The organism is Pseudomonas sp. NA-150, assembly GCF_044336365.1.
In the GTDB taxonomy this organism is placed as follows: domain Bacteria; phylum Pseudomonadota; class Gammaproteobacteria; order Pseudomonadales; family Pseudomonadaceae; genus Aquipseudomonas.
In genome coordinates this window covers 2187644-2203593 of the sequence record NZ_CP172305.1, presented here as the reverse complement: position 1 = coordinate 2203593, position 15950 = coordinate 2187644, and the positions used below count along the sequence as shown (strand labels likewise).

Below are 15950 nucleotides of genomic sequence, written 5' to 3'. Positions count from 1 at the left end.
GAGCGACGCCTGAGAGCAAAGCCCCCAGGCGCAGACAATCAACGCTTGTCTTCAACCTTCCAGGCCGAACCATCGTAGAACGCGCGCCAGCCGGTCGGCTTGCCTTCCTGCTCGGTCTGCACGTACTGCTCCTTGGTTTTACGGCTGTAACGAATCACCGCCGGACGCCCGTCTGGGTCTTTCTTCGGCGCTTCGCACAGGAAGTGGTACTTCGGATCGATCTCAGCCTTGTGCGGCACAATCTCGATCACCAGCGGAGCACGGGTCTCGCGGTTTTTCGGGAACTGGCTGGCCGCCAGGAACAGACCCGACGCACCGTCACGCAAGATATAGGTGTCGTCGACCTTCTCGCATTTGAGTTCCGGCATCTTCACCGGGTCCATCTTCGGCCCTGCCGCTTCACCGCTTTTCAGCAGTTTGCGGGTGTTCTTGCATTCAGGGTTGGTACAGCCGAAGAACTTGCCGAAGCGGCCGGTCTTGAGCTGCATCTCGCTGCCACACTTGTCGCACTCCAGGCTCGGACCTTCGTAGCCCTTGATCCGGTAAGTGCCTTCTTCGATCTCAAAACCCGCGCAATCCGGGTTGTTGCCACAGATGTGCAACTTGCGCGTTTCGTCCAGCAGGTAAGCGTCCATGGCCGTGTCACAGATGTGGCAACGGTGCTTGCCGCGCAACACGCGGGATTCCGACTCACCTTCGTCGTCCTCGGCAATTTCATCGCCGGGAGTCAGATTGATGGTCGCTTTGCAGCGCTCTTTCGGCGGCAGGCTGTAGCCCGAGCAGCCGAGGAAGACACCCGTCGACGCTGTACGAATCTGCATCGGACGGCCGCAGGTCTTGCATTCGATGTCGGTCATCACCGGCTGGTTGGCACGCATGCCGCTGTCCGGAGCTTCCGCTACTTCGAGCTTCTTCTTGAAGTCGCCGTAGAACTCGTCTAGCACGTTCTTCCAGTCGCGCTGACCTTGAGCGACGTCATCGAGATTCTCTTCCATGCCGGCGGTGAAGCCGTAGTCCATCAGGTTGGCGAAGCTCTCGGACAGACGCTCGGTAACGATGTCGCCCATCTTCTCGGAGTAGAAACGGCGGTTATGCAGCGCAACGTAACCACGGTCCTGAATGGTGGAAATGATCGCCGCGTAGGTCGATGGACGACCAATGCCACGCTTTTCCATCTCCTTGACCAGGCTCGCTTCCGAATAACGCGCAGGCGGCTTGGTGAAGTGCTGGCTCGGGTCGAGCGTGTTCAGCTTGAGGTTTTCGCCCTGGGCCATGTCCGGCAGTACATCATCATCGCCCGGCTTGGCCATTTGCGGCATGACACGGGTGTAACCGTCGAACTTGAGGATGCGGCCCTTGGCACGCAGCTCGAAGGTCCCGGCCGCCACGCTGACGGTGGTCGACAGGTATTGCGCCGGCAGCATCTGGCAGGCCACGAACTGGCGCCAGATCAGCTCGTAGAGGCGCTCAGCGTCACGCTCCATGCCCGTCAGCTTGCTCGGGTGGGTATTCACGTCTGAAGGACGAATCGCTTCGTGAGCCTCTTGTGCGCCTTCTTTGCTGCTGTAGACGTTCGGCGCTTCCGGCAGGTACTTCTTGCCGAACTCGGTTTCGATATAGCTGCGCGCCATGGTCACGGCGTCGACCGACAGGTTGGTCGAGTCGGTACGCATGTAGGTGATGTAGCCAGCTTCGTACAAGCGCTGAGCCATCATCATGGTCTTCTTCACGCCGAAGCCCAGACGGTTGCTCCCGGCCTGCTGCAACGTCGAGGTAATAAAGGGCGCGGACGGCTTACTGCTGGTCGGCTTGTCTTCACGCTTGACGATGCTGTAGCTGGAGGCCTTGAGCTTTTCCAGCGCGGCCATGGCCTGGGTTTCATTCAGCGGCTTGAAGGCTTCGCCGTTTTCACGGGCCACTTCGAAACGCACGTTGTTGCCCTTGGCGGTGCCGAGGTCCGCGTGGATTTCCCAGTACTCTTCTGGGTTGAACGCACGAATCTCGCGCTCCCGCTCCACCACCAGCTTCACCGCAACCGATTGCACACGACCGGCAGACAAGCCACGGGCGATTTTCTGCCAGAGCAGCGGCGAGACCATATAACCGACGACGCGGTCGAGGAAACGACGCGCTTGCTGGGCGTTGACCCGATCGATGTCCAGTTCGCCCGGTTTGGAGAAGGCTTCCTGAATCGCTTTCTTGGTGATTTCGTTGAACACCACGCGCTTGTAGCGGCTGTCGTCACCACCGATGGCTTCGCGCAGGTGCCAGGCAATGGCTTCCCCCTCGCGATCCAAGTCGGTTGCGAGATAGATGGTGTCAGCATCCTTGGCCAGCCGGCGCAGCTCGTCGATCACCTTCTCTTTACCCGGAAGGATCTCGTACTTGGCTTTCCAGCCGTGGTCCGGATCGACACCCATCCGCGAGACCAGTTGGCGCTTGGCCTTCTCCTTGGGCGTCAACAGCGGCACTTCACCCGCAGCAGCCTTGCCACGCTTGGCAGCCGGCTCTTTGCTGGCGCTAGCCGAACCGCTGGTAGGCAGGTCTCGGATATGGCCGATACTCGACTTCACCACGTACTCGTTGCCCAAGTACTTGTTGATGGTCTTGGCCTTAGCCGGGGATTCTACAATGACCAGCGATTTGCCCATGGATCAGAAAATTCCTGAATTCGATAAATGAAAGGCGCTTGGTGCCTGTCGAGGCACCGCTATATATAGTGGCAATAAGGTGAGGTCAAGCACAGGATACTGCGCGATCTCGGTTCAAGGCCTTGAAAACAGACTCGGTTCGGCCTGAATCAAAGCAAAGCGCGGCACGTGCTCGCCGTCAACCTCGACGGATTCGAGAAACATGCTCAGCGGGCGTACCCACAGGCCAAAGTCGCCATATAGAGCCTGATAGAACACCACCTCTTCTTCGGTTTCAGAGTGTCGGGCAATGCTGAATACACGGTACTCAGGGCCCTTGTAGTGGCGATAGAGTCCTGGCTGTAACTGCATGTTGTTGCCCTCGAAAATAAAACCAAAAAAATACAAATCCTGAAAAACAAAAGCCGGGGCACAAGGCCCCGGCATCCATCGGTCGAACCTTTTAAACGCGTTCGAAGACGGTGGCAATGCCCTGACCGAGGCCGATGCACATGGTAGCAACCCCGAGGTTACCGCCATTCTGCTTCATGACGTTCAGCAACGTGCCGGAGATACGGGCACCGGAACATCCAAATGGATGGCCCAGAGCAATTGCGCCGCCGTGCAGGTTAACCTTCTCGTTCATCTTGTCGAGCACTTTCAAATCTTTCAGCACTGGCAGGGCCTGTGCAGCGAACGCTTCGTTGAGTTCGAAGAAGTCGATATCGGTAATGCTCAGACCCGCGCGCTTCAAGGCTTTTTGGGTTGCTGGTACTGGACCATAGCCCATGATTGCAGGGTCCACACCTGCCACTGCCATGGAACGGATCACCGCCATTGGCTGGATCCCCAGGTCCTGGGCACGCTGTGCGGACATCACGATCATGCACGAAGCGCCGTCGGTGATCTGCGAGGACGTACCCGCCGTCACGGTACCACCTTTCGGGTTGAACGCCGGCTTCAGGGCCGCGAGGCTTTCCAATGTCGTTTCTGGACGAATGGTCTCGTCGAAGTCGTACATTTTCAGGAAGCCGTTCTCGTCATACCCGTGCATCGGGATGATTTCGTCCTTGAACTTGCCTTCAACCGTGGCCTTGTGGGCCAATTGGTGCGAACGCACGCCGAACGCGTCTTGCGCTTCGCGGGTGATGCCGTGCATTTTGCCGAGCATTTCTGCGGTCAAGCCCATCATGCCCGACGCTTTGGCAGCGTACAGGGACATGTGCGGGTTAGGATCGACACCGTGCATCATGCTGACGTGACCCATGTGTTCGACACCGCCGACCACGAATACGTCACCGTTGCCGGTCATGATCGCTTGCGCGGCGGTATGCAGCGCGCTCATCGACGAACCGCACAGGCGGCTGACCGTCTGCGCTGCCGAGGTGTGCGGGATCTGAGTCAGCAACGACGCCATGCGAGCAATGTTCCAGCCCTGCTCCATGGTCTGGTTGACGCAGCCCCAGATCACGTCTTCGACTTCCGAAGGATCGACCTTGACGTTGCGTTCCAGCAATTTGCTGATCAGGTGCGCCGACATGTCTTCAGCGCGGGTGTTACGGTGCATGCCACCCTTGGAGCGGCCCATCGGGGTGCGACCGAAGTCGACAATCACGACGTCTCTCGGATTCAAGCTCATAAATTCCTCTCTGTCGTTGGGCGCTTAACCGAAGAAGCTCTGGCCGTTTTTGGCCATTTCACGCAGCTTCGCGGTCGGGTGGTACAGCGGACCCAGATCAGCATATTGATCAGCCAGGGCAACGAAAGCAGCCACACCGATCGAGTCGATGTAACGCAGCGCGCCGCCACGGAATGGAGGGAAACCGATGCCGTAGATCAAGCCCATGTCGGCTTCGGCAGCCGTGTCGACGATGCCGTCTTCCAGGCAACGAGCCGTTTCCAGGCACAGCGGGATCATCAGCCAGTTGATAATGTCTTCGTCAGTCACTTCACGCTGTTCAAAGACAATCGGCTTGAGCACTTCAAGCACAGCGGCATCCGCGACTTTCTTCGGCTTGCCCTTTTTGTCCATTTCGTAGGCGTAGAAACCCTTGCCGTTTTTCTGGCCCAAACGCTTGGCTTCGTAAAGCACGTCTACGGCCGAACGACGATCGTCTTTCATCCGATCCGGGAAGCCTTCAGCCATGACGTCGCGACCGTGGTGGCCGGTGTCGATGCCGACCACGTCCATCAGGTACGCCGGGCCCATTGGCCAGCCGAATTTTTCCATAACTTTGTCGATGCGCACGAAGTCCACGCCGGCGCTGACCAACTTGGCGAAACCGCCGAAGTAAGGGAACAGCACGCGGTTGACCAGGAAGCCCGGGCAGTCGTTGACCACGATCGGGTTCTTGCCCATTTTCTTGGCGTAGGCCACGGCGGTTGCCACAGCGACTTCGCTGGATTTCTCGCCACGGATCACTTCAACCAGCGGCATCATGTGCACCGGATTGAAGAAGTGCATGCCGACGAAATCTTCCGGACGCTTGAGGGCCTTGGCCAACAGGCTAATGGAAATGGTCGAGGTGTTGGACGCCAGAATGGTGCCTTCCTTGACCTGGCCTTCGACTTCAGCCAGTACCGCTTGTTTGACCTTCGGATTCTCGACCACGGCTTCAACCACGAAGTCGACGGTATTGAAATCACCGTAGGACAGCGTCGGACGAATCGCGTTGAGGGCCACGGCCATCTTGGCAGCGGTCAGACGACCCTTGTCGACACGGCTACCCAGCAGCTTGGAGGCTTCGTTCAGACCCAGTTGAATGGCGTCTTCGCGGATATCCTTCATCAGGATCGGCGTGCCTTTGACAGCCGACTGATAGGCAATGCCACCGCCCATGATGCCAGCGCCGAGTACGGCAGCCTGCTTCACGTCTTTGGCGACTTCATCGTAGATCTTGGCTTTTTTCTTCAGTTCCTGATCGTTCAGGAACAGGCCGACCAGGCTTTGTGCAGCCGAGGTCTTGGCCATTTTGACGAAACCGGCGGCTTCGATTTCCAGCGCCTTGTCCCGACCGAAGTTGGCGGCTTTCTGGATGGTCTTGATCGCTTCGACCGGTGCCGGGTAGTTCGGGCCGGCCTGGCCAGCGACGAAGCCCTTGGCCGTTTCGAACGCCATCATTTGCTCGATGGCGTTGAGCTTGAGCTTGTCCAGTTTTGGCTGACGCTTGGCCTTGTGGTCGAACTCGCCGGAGATGGCGCGCTTGATCAGGTCCAGTGCAGCTTCCTGCAGCTTTTCGGGAGCAACCACGGCATCGACAGCGCCGACTTTCAACGCGTCTTCGGCACGGTTTTCCTTGCCCGAGGCAATCCACTCAATGGCGTTGTCGGCACCGATCAGACGCGGCAGACGCACGGTACCGCCGAAGCCAGGGTAGATCCCCAGTTTGACTTCCGGCAGGCCGATCTTGGCTGTGTTGGACATGACGCGGAAGTCCGCGGCCAGGCACATTTCCAGACCACCGCCCAACGCGATGCCATTGATGGCAGCCAGGGTGGGAACGTTGAGGTCTTCGAAATCGCTGAAAATCTTGTTGGCTTCGAGGTTGCCAGCCACCAGCTCGGCATCCGGCAACTTGAAGTTATCGACGAACTCGGTGATGTCGGCGCCGACGATGAAGACGTCCTTGCCACTGCTGACAATCACACCCTTGATCGAACCATCTGCCTTGATGGTATCAACGGCCTGACGCAGCTCGTTGAGGGTTAGACGGTTGAACTTGTTGACGGACTCACCCTTGAGGTCGAATTTCAATTCGACGATGCCACTTTCAAGAGCCTTAACCGTGATGGCTTTACCTTCGTAAATCATCAACTGATCTCCACGATATGGAAGCTAAACAATACGCGCTGGACGCTAGGGGCCGACGTGGCTGCGACGTTGCCATCGATGCTACGCCAAACCGCGAGGCACACCCTCCGCCGCGACAGTCGGGATTCTGTAAGAGCTGTCTGACGTGCAAACGCTCATTTCATACGCCCGTTTGATTTGGGTGTGGCTACCTTCGTGGAATTCCCGCCAATTGTCAATTCCACGAAACACCAATAAACGCGGCATTTCATCCACACGCGCACACTGTTGACCGCTGCTGTTACAACTTCGCGTCAGCTGTGATGCACTAATATTCATGGCAGTGATGGTGCAAAGGGTGAGGCAAACCCTGCACCTGTTCGGGGCATAAAATAAATTTATGGATAAAAAAGAGGCGCGCTAGCGACAAACGCTTAAGGAAGGTCTACATTCAGCGCACCACGTTTCCGGCGCTTCAATACGACCTGAAACAGCGCTTGCAGCGCACAGCTCTCCCTGCGTTGCGCGAGGGATTGCCACCGATTATCGGCCTGCCTGGCCAACCCTGGCCCGATGTTGTTATCGGGCTTTTTAATGCCCGATCGCCAGAAAACAGGCCTTTAGCCAGTACTCACTGATCAGGCCAGTGCTTTGAGCACCCCAGCAATACGCTGCAATATTTCCGGCTCCCCGCGCTCCCCCCAATACAACGCGATCATTTGCTGATCGGCCTCGACCTTGAACACGTCGGCCGGCAACGTGGCGAGCTGCGCCATCAATTGGGTATCTTCACAGGGTTCACGCCAGCGATTGAGCCACACACCCGGCTCGGTTTGCCAATACACCCAGCACGCTGCCTGCTTCTGGCTGCGTGGTCGATGGTACTGCGCGCAGGGGCTCGGCGGCTCCGTGAGCAGCCAGTGCGGCCATTCCTGCGGCGCCAATTGCATGCCCAGGCCCATGCGTCGAGCGGCCAGGCGAATCGCCATTTTGCCGCTCTGCCGACGCGACGGTCGCAACCATGCCAGAGGACTTAAAACGGCTGCCAGGATTGACAGCACTATCCAGACCGTCATATTTCTTATTCCCAGAAGTAATTATCAAAATTAACGGCGCACACAGCTGTGCGTAAAAAGAGCCATACTCAAGGCTATCGCAATCCTCAAGAGGAATTCCTCATGTCGTATAAACACATTCTGGTTGCCGTTGACCTCACCGAAGAATGCGATCCCGTTATCCGCCGCGCTCGCGATCTCGCGATAGCCAGTGGTGCCACCTTGTCGTTGGTGCACATTGTCGAGCCGATGGCCATGGCCTTTGGCGGCGACGTGCCGATGGACCTTTCTCAGCTGCAGCAACAGCAGTTCGATCAGGCCAAGGAGAAATTCGAAGCGCTGAAGCATAAATATTTAAAAAATCATGATAGACCGATCAATCTGAGCGACTGCCACCTCACCTATGGCCAGCCACGCCAGGAAATCCACAACCTGGCTAAAACTCAGGAGTGCGACCTGATTGTGGTAGGCAGCCACGGCCGTCACGGCCTGGCGCTGTTGCTGGGCTCGACCGCCAACGATGTACTCCATGGCGCCCCGTGCGATGTGCTGGCCGTACGCCTGGCCACCAAGCACTGATTCATATAACGCCGACATTCAGTTCAACGCTCAGTAAAAAGCCCGGCCCCTTGCACGCAAAGGGTCCGGGCTTTTTATTCAGCTCGGCAAAGTGACCGGAGTCACGCGTCCAGCTCGGCCCAGCGCTCCAGCAAGGCATCCAGTTGCCCTTGCAGGTTTTCCAGTTGCGCCAACACCGCAGCGGTCTGCTCGGCAGGACGCTGATAGAAGCCCGCCTCCGCCATCTCGGCATTCAGCACGGCCATCTGGCCTTCGACAGCATCGATCTGCCCTGGCAAGGCTTCCAGCTCGCGTTGCAGCTTGTAGCTGAGCTTCTTCTTCGCCACCGGCATTTCCTGCGCCGCCACTGGTGTTGCTTCGACCACCGCACTCGCCAGCTCGGCTTTACCGGATTTGTTTTCGGTAACGCCCAGCAGACGCGGCGAACCACCCTGACGCAGCCAGTCCTGATAACCACCGACGTATTCACGCACCTTGCCTTCGCCTTCGAAGACCAGGGTGCTGGTCACTACGTTGTCGAGGAATGCCCGGTCGTGGCTGACCATCAGGACGGTGCCTTTGAAGGTCAACAGCACTTCTTCCAGTAACTCGAGGGTTTCCACATCGAGGTCGTTGGTTGGTTCGTCGAGGACCAGCAGGTTGGCCGGCTTGCTGAACAGCTTGGCCAGCAACAGACGGGCACGCTCACCACCGGACAGCGCCTTCACCGGCGTGCGGGCACGCTGCGGGCTGAACAGGAAGTCGCCGAGGTAACTCAAGACGTGGCGGCTCTGACCATCGATATCGATGAAGTCGCGACCTTCGGCGACGTTGTCGATTACGGTCTTTTCCAGATCCAACTGGTGACGCAACTGGTCGAAGTAAGCCACGTCAAGACGGGTACCGACTTCCACCTTGCCGCTGGTAGGCTGCAGGCTGTCCAGCATCAACTTGAGCAACGTGGTCTTGCCGGTACCGTTGGCGCCGAGCAGACCGATACGGTCCTCGCGCTGCAGGACCATGGAGAAGTCCTTGATCAGCATCGGGCCGCCCGGATGGGCAAAGCTGACGTTATCCAGCACCATCACTTGCTTGCCGGACTTGTCTGCGGTGTCCAACTGAATGTTGGCCTTGCCGGTACGTTCACGACGCTCGCTGCGTTCGACGCGCAGGGCTTTCAAGGCACGCACACGGCCCTCGTTACGGGTACGACGAGCCTTGATGCCCTGACGAATCCAGACCTCTTCCTGAGCCAGACGCTTGTCGAACAGCGCGTTAGCCGTCTCTTCTGCCGACAGCTGAGCTTCCTTGTGGACCAGGAAACTGGCGTAGTCGCCATTCCAGTCGATCAGGCCGCCGCGATCCAGTTCCAGAATGCGTGTCGCCAGGTTCTGCAGGAAGGACCGGTCGTGCGTGATGAACAGCACGGCGCCCTGGAAGCCCATCAAGGCCTCTTCGAGCCAGGCAATCGCGCCGATGTCCAGGTGGTTGGTGGGTTCGTCGAGCAACAGCAGATCGGGTTCGGACACCAGCGCCTGGGCCAACAACACCCGACGACGCCAGCCACCGGACAACTCGGCCAGGGTTTTGTCGGCCGGCAGTTGCAAGCGGCTCAAGGTGCTGTCGACCAATTGCTGCAAACGCCAGCCGTCACGGGACTCGAGGTCGTGCTGGACGTGCATCAGCTTGTCCAGGTCCTCGGCGGTGACGATGTTCTGGCTCAGGTGGTGGTATTCGGCGAGCAAGGCACCGACACCATCCAGGCCTTCGGCAACCACGTCGAACACGGTCCGCCCGTCGGCCTCCGGCAGCTCTTGCGGCAACTCGCCGATTTTCAGCCCGGGAGCACGCCAGACGGCGCCGTCATCGGGCTTCTGTACGCCCTTGACCAGCTTCAACATGCTGGATTTGCCAGTGCCGTTGCGGCCGATGATGCACACCCGCTCACCACGGGCGATCTGCCAGGACACCTTGTCCAACAACGGCATAGAGCCGAAAGCAAGGGACACATCGCTGAATTTGAGCAGGGTCATGATCTTCTCCAAAAACCGGGGGCGCATTCTACCTGAGATACCCGTCGCATGTTGGCATTCAATGACAAACGCCTGGCCTCCGTGACCTGACATTCGCCATCCCGTTCCATTCGCGTTCAGCCATCGAATGTTTCTGTAACGCAGTGTCGACCGGCAATGCTTTCACCCTGAGCGGGCAAAAGGCTAAGCTACCAGTACTTTTTCTCGATTCATCTGCACGGAAGTCTCATGCGCAGTCGCTTGTTCGGCCTTTTATCCTGCCTGCTTCTCTCCGCTACCGCCGCCCAGTCGGTTCAAGCGGTAGACATCACCCTACAGCGCCAATATTACGATGAGGCCAAACGTGCGCTGGCCCGTGGAGATACAGGGCCTTATTTTCGCTACAGCCAGGCGCTGGCCGACTATCCGCTGGAGCCGTACCTGGAATACGACGAGCTGACGGCACGCCTGAAGACCGCCAGCAACGCCGAGATCGAGAAGTTTCTTGCCGATCATGGCGACCTGCCGCAAGCGAACTGGATGAAGTTGCGCTGGTTGCGCTGGCTGGCCGACCGCGATGACTGGGCAACCTTCGAGCAGTACTACGACCCGAAGCTCAATTTCACTGAACTCGATTGCCTGCACGGCCAATATCAGTTGAGTCATAACCAGCGCGCAGAAGGCTACGCAGCCGCGGAAAAACTGTGGATGACCAGCAAAAGCCTGCCGGATGCCTGCGACGGCCTGTTCGGGCTCTGGGCCGCAGACGGCCAACTGACCGAAGACAAACGCTGGAAGCGCGCCAAACTGGCAGCGGCAGCGCGCAATTACAGCTTGGCCAACACGCTGGTGAACAGCCTGGTGAGCCTCGCACCGCAGGGTAAATTGCTGATCGCGGTCGCGCAAAAGCCCGAGATGCTCAACGATCCTTCACGCTTCCTGCCGGCCGATGAAGCCATGTCCGATGTGGTCGGCCTGGGTCTGCGTCGACTGGCGAAGGACGATCCGCAGCGCGCGATGGAAATGCTCGACAGCTACTCGTCGTCGATGCACTTCTCCCGCGACGAGCAAGTAGCAATCGCCAAGGAAATCGGCCTGACCCTGGCCCGCAGTTACGACAGCCGCGCGCTGGAGGTCATGACAAAATATGATCCAGACCTGCGCGACAACACCGTCACTGAATGGCGCCTGCGCCTGCTGCTACGCCTGGGCCGCTGGGAAGATGCTTACCAGTTGACTCGCCGCCTGCCCCAGGACCTGGCAACCACCAATCGCTGGCGCTACTGGGAGGCGCGCTCGCTGGAGCTGGCGCAACCGAGCAACCCGCAAGTACCGGTGCTGTACCGCATCGTGGCCAAGGAACGCGACTTTTATGGCTTCCTGGCGGCCGATCGCTCGCAAACGGCTTATCAGTTGACCAACAAGCCTCTGATGCTCAGCCAACAGACCATCAACAAGGTGCGCAACACGCCCGGCGTGCGCCGAGCGCTGGAGTTCTATAACCGTGGCGAGGTAGTCGACGGTCGTCGCGAATGGTATTACGTGACCCGCTTGTTCAACCGCGATGAAATGGTGGCCCAGGCCAAGCTGGCCTATGACATGCACTGGTACTTCCCGGCCATTCGGACCATCAGCCAGGCGCAGTACTGGGACGATCTGGACATCCGCTTCCCGATGGCCCATCGCGACACACTGGTGCGCGAAGCCAACCTGCGCGGCCTGCATTCCAGCTGGGTGTTCGCCATCACCCGCCAGGAAAGCGCCTTCATGGACGACGCGCGCTCGGGTGCCGGTGCCAGCGGCCTGATGCAACTGATGCCGGCCACCGCGCGCGATACCGCACGAAAGTTCAGCATTCCGCTGGCATCGCCACAGCAAGTGCTGGATCCGGACAAGAACATTCAGTTGGGCGCGGCGTACTTGAGCCAGGTGCAAGGCCAGTTCAACGGCAATCGGGTATTGGCTTCAGCCGCTTATAACGCCGGGCCGGCACGCGTAAGACAGTGGCTGCGCGGCGCGAATCATCTGGCGTTCGACGTCTGGGTCGAAAGCATTCCGTTCGACGAAACTCGTCAATATGTGCAGAACGTACTGTCTTATTCGGTGATCTACGGCCACAAGCTTAACCTGCCTCAGCCGTTGGTGGATTGGAACGAGCGGTTTTTTGATGATCAGTAAGCAGTGATGTCTGTCGGAGATTCTTCGTCGCGAAGCAAACACCCGTAGCAGTCCGGCTTGCCGGCGAGGCGGCTTTATGAACGCCGACGCCGGCAAGCCGGACTGCTGCGGAACAACGTGTTTACTATCAACGGGGGTATTAGCAATCAATCGTGTTCCATCAACCCCAGGCCGTACTGGTTGAAGCTGCTGCCCAAACCACTATTGAAGTTCGCTTTGGTCGTGGTGGCCGGACCGTATTGCTGATTATCCAGCGATGAATACGAACCGGAGCCGGTCGACACACCCGAGCAAGCGCTCAGGAATAATGTACCGACGATTAACAGAATCTTGATCGGGCTGACGTTCATTTTTTGTTTCCCCTGGGTTGACGGTTTCATCCACGGATCAAATTACGCCGCCATCCCGCGGAACGCACCGCAAACATGGCGACCAACCTGTCGAATCGCTTAACGAAAGCGATCTACTCCAGCACCGTGACCGTCATCCCCACGTCCAGCGTGCCCGGACCGTCGTTCACCATGTTTTGCCCAAACCACACCTCGCCTTCCGACTCGCGATACGTTTTCAAGGTGGCCATGGGTTCACGGTCTGGCGAACGCTCGCCGGTTTTGGGATCAATGGTGGTCAGGATGCAGCGCGAACAGCCTTTGAGCAGACGAAACTCCATGTCGCCGATACGGATGCGTTTCCAGGTATCCTCCGCGAACGCTTCGCTGCCCTCGATCACCAGGTTCGGCCGAAAACGCAACATTTCCAGTGGCCGGCCGACTTTGGCCGACAGATCATCCAGCGACGCCTGACCGATCACCAGCAACGGAAAGCCATCGGCAAAGCCGACTTTGTCGTCGATGTTGCCGTAGCCGCTGGGCAGCCAACGCGCTCGCTCATCTGGCACATGCACCATGCGCGTAGGCCGGCCCATGAATTCGCTCAGCCACTGCGCCGCCTGATCACCCGCATCGGGCACGCGCAGGGTGTCGCGCCATATAGTTACGCCACGTAGCGTTGCTTCACTATTTTCGGGAATGGCTACGTCCAGCGCTTGAAAGCCGGGCGCCGCCAGGGTCAAGCCTCCGGCAGCGTTCCACAGGGCAGAAAGCTGCGAAATCTGCGGCATGGCCCGCTGGGTAAAGAACCGTCCAGTCGCCTCGTCCACCAACATCCAGCGCCGATCCCCGGCCAGACCCAGCCCGTCGAACCGCGCCTGCTGCAAGGGTTCGGCGATGCCGGACTTGAGTGGAAATCGATAAAGCGCGCTGAGACGCAACATGGTCAGCTCCCTGAAAGCCAAAAGAGCCCACTTATACGAGTTGCGGCCCTGCTCGACAACCCCTACGGATGCAGGGGCGGGTTAAAACGAGGGGGAATATCAAGCTTCATCGAGCATCAAACGCTCGCGCACCACGTCCACCAGTTTGTCCGGCTGGAATTTGGAGAGGAAGTTGTCACACCCGACCTTCTTCACCATCGAATCGTTGAAGCTGCCGGACAACGAGGTGTGCAGCACCACGTACAACTTGCGCAGCCGCGGATCATTGCGGATTTCGGTGGTCAGTCGATAGCCGTCCATTTCCGGCATCTCGGCATCGGTGAAGACCATCAACAGCTTGTCGGTCATCACCTCACCGGCGTCAGCCCAGGCCTTGAGCATGTTCAGCGCCTTCAAGCCATCGCGGGCAACGTGCATCTTCACCCCGAGCTGCGACAAGGTATCGCGCAGTTGGCTCAAGGCCACATTGGAGTCATCGACCAGCAGCACTTCGCGACCACGGGCGCGCTCGAGCACCGGGTCCTGGAGTTTTTCACGGGAGACCTTGGCGCTGTAGGGCACAATTTCGGCGAGCACTTTCTCGACGTCGATAATTTCCACCAACTGGTCATCGACCTTGCTGATGGCCGTCAAGTAATGCTGGCGACCGGCGCTGGCCGGCGGTGGTAGAATAGCTTCCCAGTTCATGTTGACGATGCGGTCCACGCCGCCCACCAGGAACGCCTGCACCGAGCGATTGTATTCCGTGACGATAATCGTGCTGTTCGGACCCGGCACCAGCGGGCGCATGCCGATGGCCTGGGACAAGTCGATCACCGGCAGCGTCTGACCGCGCAGGTTGACCACACCACAGACAAACGGATGACGTTGAGGCATCAAGGTCAACTTGGGTAGTTGCAAAACCTCTTGAACCTTGAACACGTTAATGGCAAACAACTGCCGCCCGGCCAGGCGGAACATAAGAATTTCCAGGCGATTCTCACCCACCAGCTGTGTACGTTGATCTACCGTGTCGAGAATGCCGGCCATTAATGACTCCTGGAGGTGGTTCGGGTTGAGGGCGCTCACCGGGTTATCGGCTGACGTAAGCAGGACGTTAATGTTAACGAGAGTCCTGCAAAACCATTGATGTCACATTAACATCATGCTTTACTCGGCGCGTCATTACCACGATCACTTCAGTGGGTCGTTACACCGCCTCATTCCGCACACAAGCAGACCGCTCGGTCATGCCTAGGGGAAACCCTGAGCCGCAATCAGGCCCAACCTGATATTCGCGACATCTAATAGCCATTAATGTGACGCCATTCTCATTGCATGAATGGAGTCAGGCCCTTGTCTGTTATCGCAGGACCGAGGTCAAGTAACACCATGAGGATCGTTGCCTTCCTTGATGTGCTATCAAGGCTTAGGGCGACGGGCCAGGGATTACTCATCCGTCGTTTTGCAGTGCGCTGGCACAGACGGATGACGGGGTTGAATGAGATTGAGAAACAACATTCGGAAAAAGACTACAGACTTCCGATTGATTTCAACATTAACTTGAAGCTACTCGCAGAGCACGCCTTACGCTCGCTGTCCATGAGTTGTGGAGATAAAGCATGTTGAACGGCCAAGAATGGCAGCACTCGCTTCCCGATTTCCTGATCGAATCACAGACACTTCTGGCCAAGTCGGAAGAATGTCTGAGTCACCTCGAACTGTTCGTCAACGACAGGGACGCCATCGAATGCCTGTTGAGCGCCCTGCTGACCCTGGCAAACAAGGCCAATGAGCTGGCGCTGGACGGTATAACCGACTTCGCGCTGCGCATTCATCGGTTGTTAAGCCTTGCCTACCCGCACACCTGCCTGCAGGGTGAAGCGTTGTTAACCCTCAAGAACTGTTTCACGTTGCTGGCCTGGCAACTGGAATTGGTCGATGCCGATACCGGTGTGCTGTTGCTCGACGATCATGAACAGCTTGAACTTTTGTATGCCTTTGCGATTGTTGCCGGCGTCGAAGGCGAACTCGCCAGTCTCGTGCCTAGCCAGGCCTGGTCTGCCTCACTGAAGTTGAAATCCAGCCCTGCGGAAGGCGCCGACCCAATACGACTGGCTTGATATCATCCACACACAGAAAGCAAAGCGCTGCAAAAGCGAGCGCTTTATTTCTATAACGCCGATGATGACCCGCCGGAGTGTGCGTCATTACCGTGCTGATTGACTCAATAACGAACCGTTGAGCTCATTCGCGACATCCGCTATCAACTTCCCTACTTCAAAAACTGTCGGAGCGCTACAGCTGATACGCTGTTACAACCAACTTGCACTCGACCTCAAACAGCCAAACTCCTGACCGATTGGACAGTTGTCCAGCATCAATGAGTTCTGTCAATTGCACTTAAAGCACTTAATAATCCGGCCAGTTCAGGTAAGATCGGCGCCCTTGAATTGAGGTCGTGTTTTTTTCAGG

General features: G+C 58.0%; 12 protein-coding genes. 3 read left to right on the top strand and 9 right to left on the bottom strand.

The genetic code is table 11. From position 1 onward, the window contains the following. Positions 1-38: 38 nt before the first annotated feature. From topA to ACF0H7_RS10510, 5 genes are all read right to left on the bottom strand, one after another. The gene (topA, locus tag ACF0H7_RS10530; RefSeq protein WP_397452699.1) at positions 39-2651 is read right to left on the bottom strand and encodes a type I DNA topoisomerase; all 2613 of its coding nucleotides are present in this window, start codon (positions 2649-2651) and stop codon (positions 39-41) included. A 114-nt stretch (positions 2652-2765) separates the two neighbouring features. Further along, positions 2766-3002 (bottom strand): DUF1653 domain-containing protein, encoded by a 237-nt coding sequence (locus ACF0H7_RS10525; RefSeq protein WP_397452698.1) that lies wholly within the window; start codon positions 3000-3002, stop codon positions 2766-2768. 91 nt (positions 3003-3093) lie between these two features. Continuing rightward, complete coding sequence (fadA, locus tag ACF0H7_RS10520; RefSeq protein WP_397452697.1) at positions 3094-4269, bottom strand: acetyl-CoA C-acyltransferase FadA; 1176 nt, start codon at positions 4267-4269, stop codon at positions 3094-3096. A gap of 24 nt (positions 4270-4293) precedes the next feature. Continuing rightward, positions 4294-6441: a fatty acid oxidation complex subunit alpha FadB gene (gene fadB / locus ACF0H7_RS10515; RefSeq protein WP_397452696.1), complete on the bottom strand. Its 2148-nt coding sequence runs from the start codon at positions 6439-6441 to the stop codon at positions 4294-4296. 617 nt (positions 6442-7058) lie between these two features. Continuing rightward, positions 7059-7496, bottom strand: a complete 438-nt coding sequence (locus tag ACF0H7_RS10510) for a hypothetical protein (RefSeq protein ID WP_397452695.1) — start codon at positions 7494-7496, stop codon at positions 7059-7061. Between the two features lie 102 nt (positions 7497-7598). On the opposite strand from ACF0H7_RS10510, the gene ACF0H7_RS10505 reads away from it, so the two are divergent. Beyond that, on the top strand, positions 7599-8054 hold the full coding sequence (locus ACF0H7_RS10505) for a universal stress protein (protein WP_397452694.1): 456 nt from the start codon (positions 7599-7601) through the stop codon (positions 8052-8054). A 101-nt stretch (positions 8055-8155) separates the two neighbouring features. Here the strand turns inward: ACF0H7_RS10505 and ACF0H7_RS10500 are convergent, their stop codons facing one another. Beyond that, positions 8156-10066, bottom strand: a complete 1911-nt coding sequence (locus tag ACF0H7_RS10500; protein WP_397452693.1) for an ATP-binding cassette domain-containing protein — start codon at positions 10064-10066, stop codon at positions 8156-8158. A 228-nt stretch (positions 10067-10294) separates the two neighbouring features. Here ACF0H7_RS10500 and ACF0H7_RS10495 point away from each other — a divergent pair, with 228 nt between their 5' ends. Beyond that, positions 10295-12223 carry a transglycosylase SLT domain-containing protein gene (locus ACF0H7_RS10495; protein WP_397452692.1) on the top strand — a complete coding sequence of 643 codons (1929 nt, stop codon included), beginning with the start codon at positions 10295-10297 and terminating at the stop codon, positions 12221-12223. Positions 12224-12369: 146 nt separating this feature from the next. On the opposite strand, the gene ACF0H7_RS10490 is transcribed toward ACF0H7_RS10495, so the two are convergent. The 3 genes from ACF0H7_RS10490 to ACF0H7_RS10480 form a co-directional block, all read right to left on the bottom strand. Continuing rightward, complete coding sequence (locus ACF0H7_RS10490) at positions 12370-12573, bottom strand: hypothetical protein (protein ID WP_397452691.1); 204 nt, start codon at positions 12571-12573, stop codon at positions 12370-12372. 113 nt (positions 12574-12686) lie between these two features. Next, positions 12687-13496, bottom strand: coding sequence for an MOSC domain-containing protein (locus tag ACF0H7_RS10485; RefSeq protein WP_397452690.1), 810 nt, complete (start codon positions 13494-13496; stop codon positions 12687-12689). 99 nt (positions 13497-13595) lie between these two features. Then, entirely contained in the window at positions 13596-14525 is a 930-nt protein-coding gene (locus tag ACF0H7_RS10480) for a chemotaxis protein CheV (RefSeq protein WP_397452689.1), read from the bottom strand. 572 nt (positions 14526-15097) lie between these two features. Between ACF0H7_RS10480 and ACF0H7_RS10475 the strand changes: the two genes are divergently transcribed. Then, positions 15098-15598 (top strand): hypothetical protein, encoded by a 501-nt coding sequence (locus ACF0H7_RS10475; protein WP_397452688.1) that lies wholly within the window; start codon positions 15098-15100, stop codon positions 15596-15598. Positions 15599-15950: the final 352 nt, after the last annotated feature.

Excerpts from the sequence above, each read along its gene's own strand:
- topA (WP_397452699.1), bottom strand. The coding sequence starts at position 2,651 with ATGGGCAAATCGCTGGTCATTGTAGAATCCCCGGCTAAGGCCAAGACC.
- ACF0H7_RS10525 (WP_397452698.1), bottom strand. The coding sequence starts at position 3,002 with ATGCAGTTACAGCCAGGACTCTATCGCCACTACAAGGGCCCTGAGTAC.
- fadA (WP_397452697.1), bottom strand. The coding sequence starts at position 4,269 with ATGAGCTTGAATCCGAGAGACGTCGTGATTGTCGACTTCGGTCGCACC.
- fadB (WP_397452696.1), bottom strand. The coding sequence starts at position 6,441 with ATGATTTACGAAGGTAAAGCCATCACGGTTAAGGCTCTTGAAAGTGGC.
- ACF0H7_RS10510 (WP_397452695.1), bottom strand. The coding sequence starts at position 7,496 with ATGACGGTCTGGATAGTGCTGTCAATCCTGGCAGCCGTTTTAAGTCCT.
- ACF0H7_RS10505 (WP_397452694.1), top strand. The coding sequence starts at position 7,599 with ATGTCGTATAAACACATTCTGGTTGCCGTTGACCTCACCGAAGAATGC.
- ACF0H7_RS10500 (WP_397452693.1), bottom strand. The coding sequence starts at position 10,066 with ATGACCCTGCTCAAATTCAGCGATGTGTCCCTTGCTTTCGGCTCTATG.
- ACF0H7_RS10495 (WP_397452692.1), top strand. The coding sequence starts at position 10,295 with ATGCGCAGTCGCTTGTTCGGCCTTTTATCCTGCCTGCTTCTCTCCGCT.
- ACF0H7_RS10490 (WP_397452691.1), bottom strand. The coding sequence starts at position 12,573 with ATGAACGTCAGCCCGATCAAGATTCTGTTAATCGTCGGTACATTATTC.
- ACF0H7_RS10485 (WP_397452690.1), bottom strand. The coding sequence starts at position 13,496 with ATGTTGCGTCTCAGCGCGCTTTATCGATTTCCACTCAAGTCCGGCATC.
- ACF0H7_RS10480 (WP_397452689.1), bottom strand. The coding sequence starts at position 14,525 with ATGGCCGGCATTCTCGACACGGTAGATCAACGTACACAGCTGGTGGGT.
- ACF0H7_RS10475 (WP_397452688.1), top strand. The coding sequence starts at position 15,098 with ATGTTGAACGGCCAAGAATGGCAGCACTCGCTTCCCGATTTCCTGATC.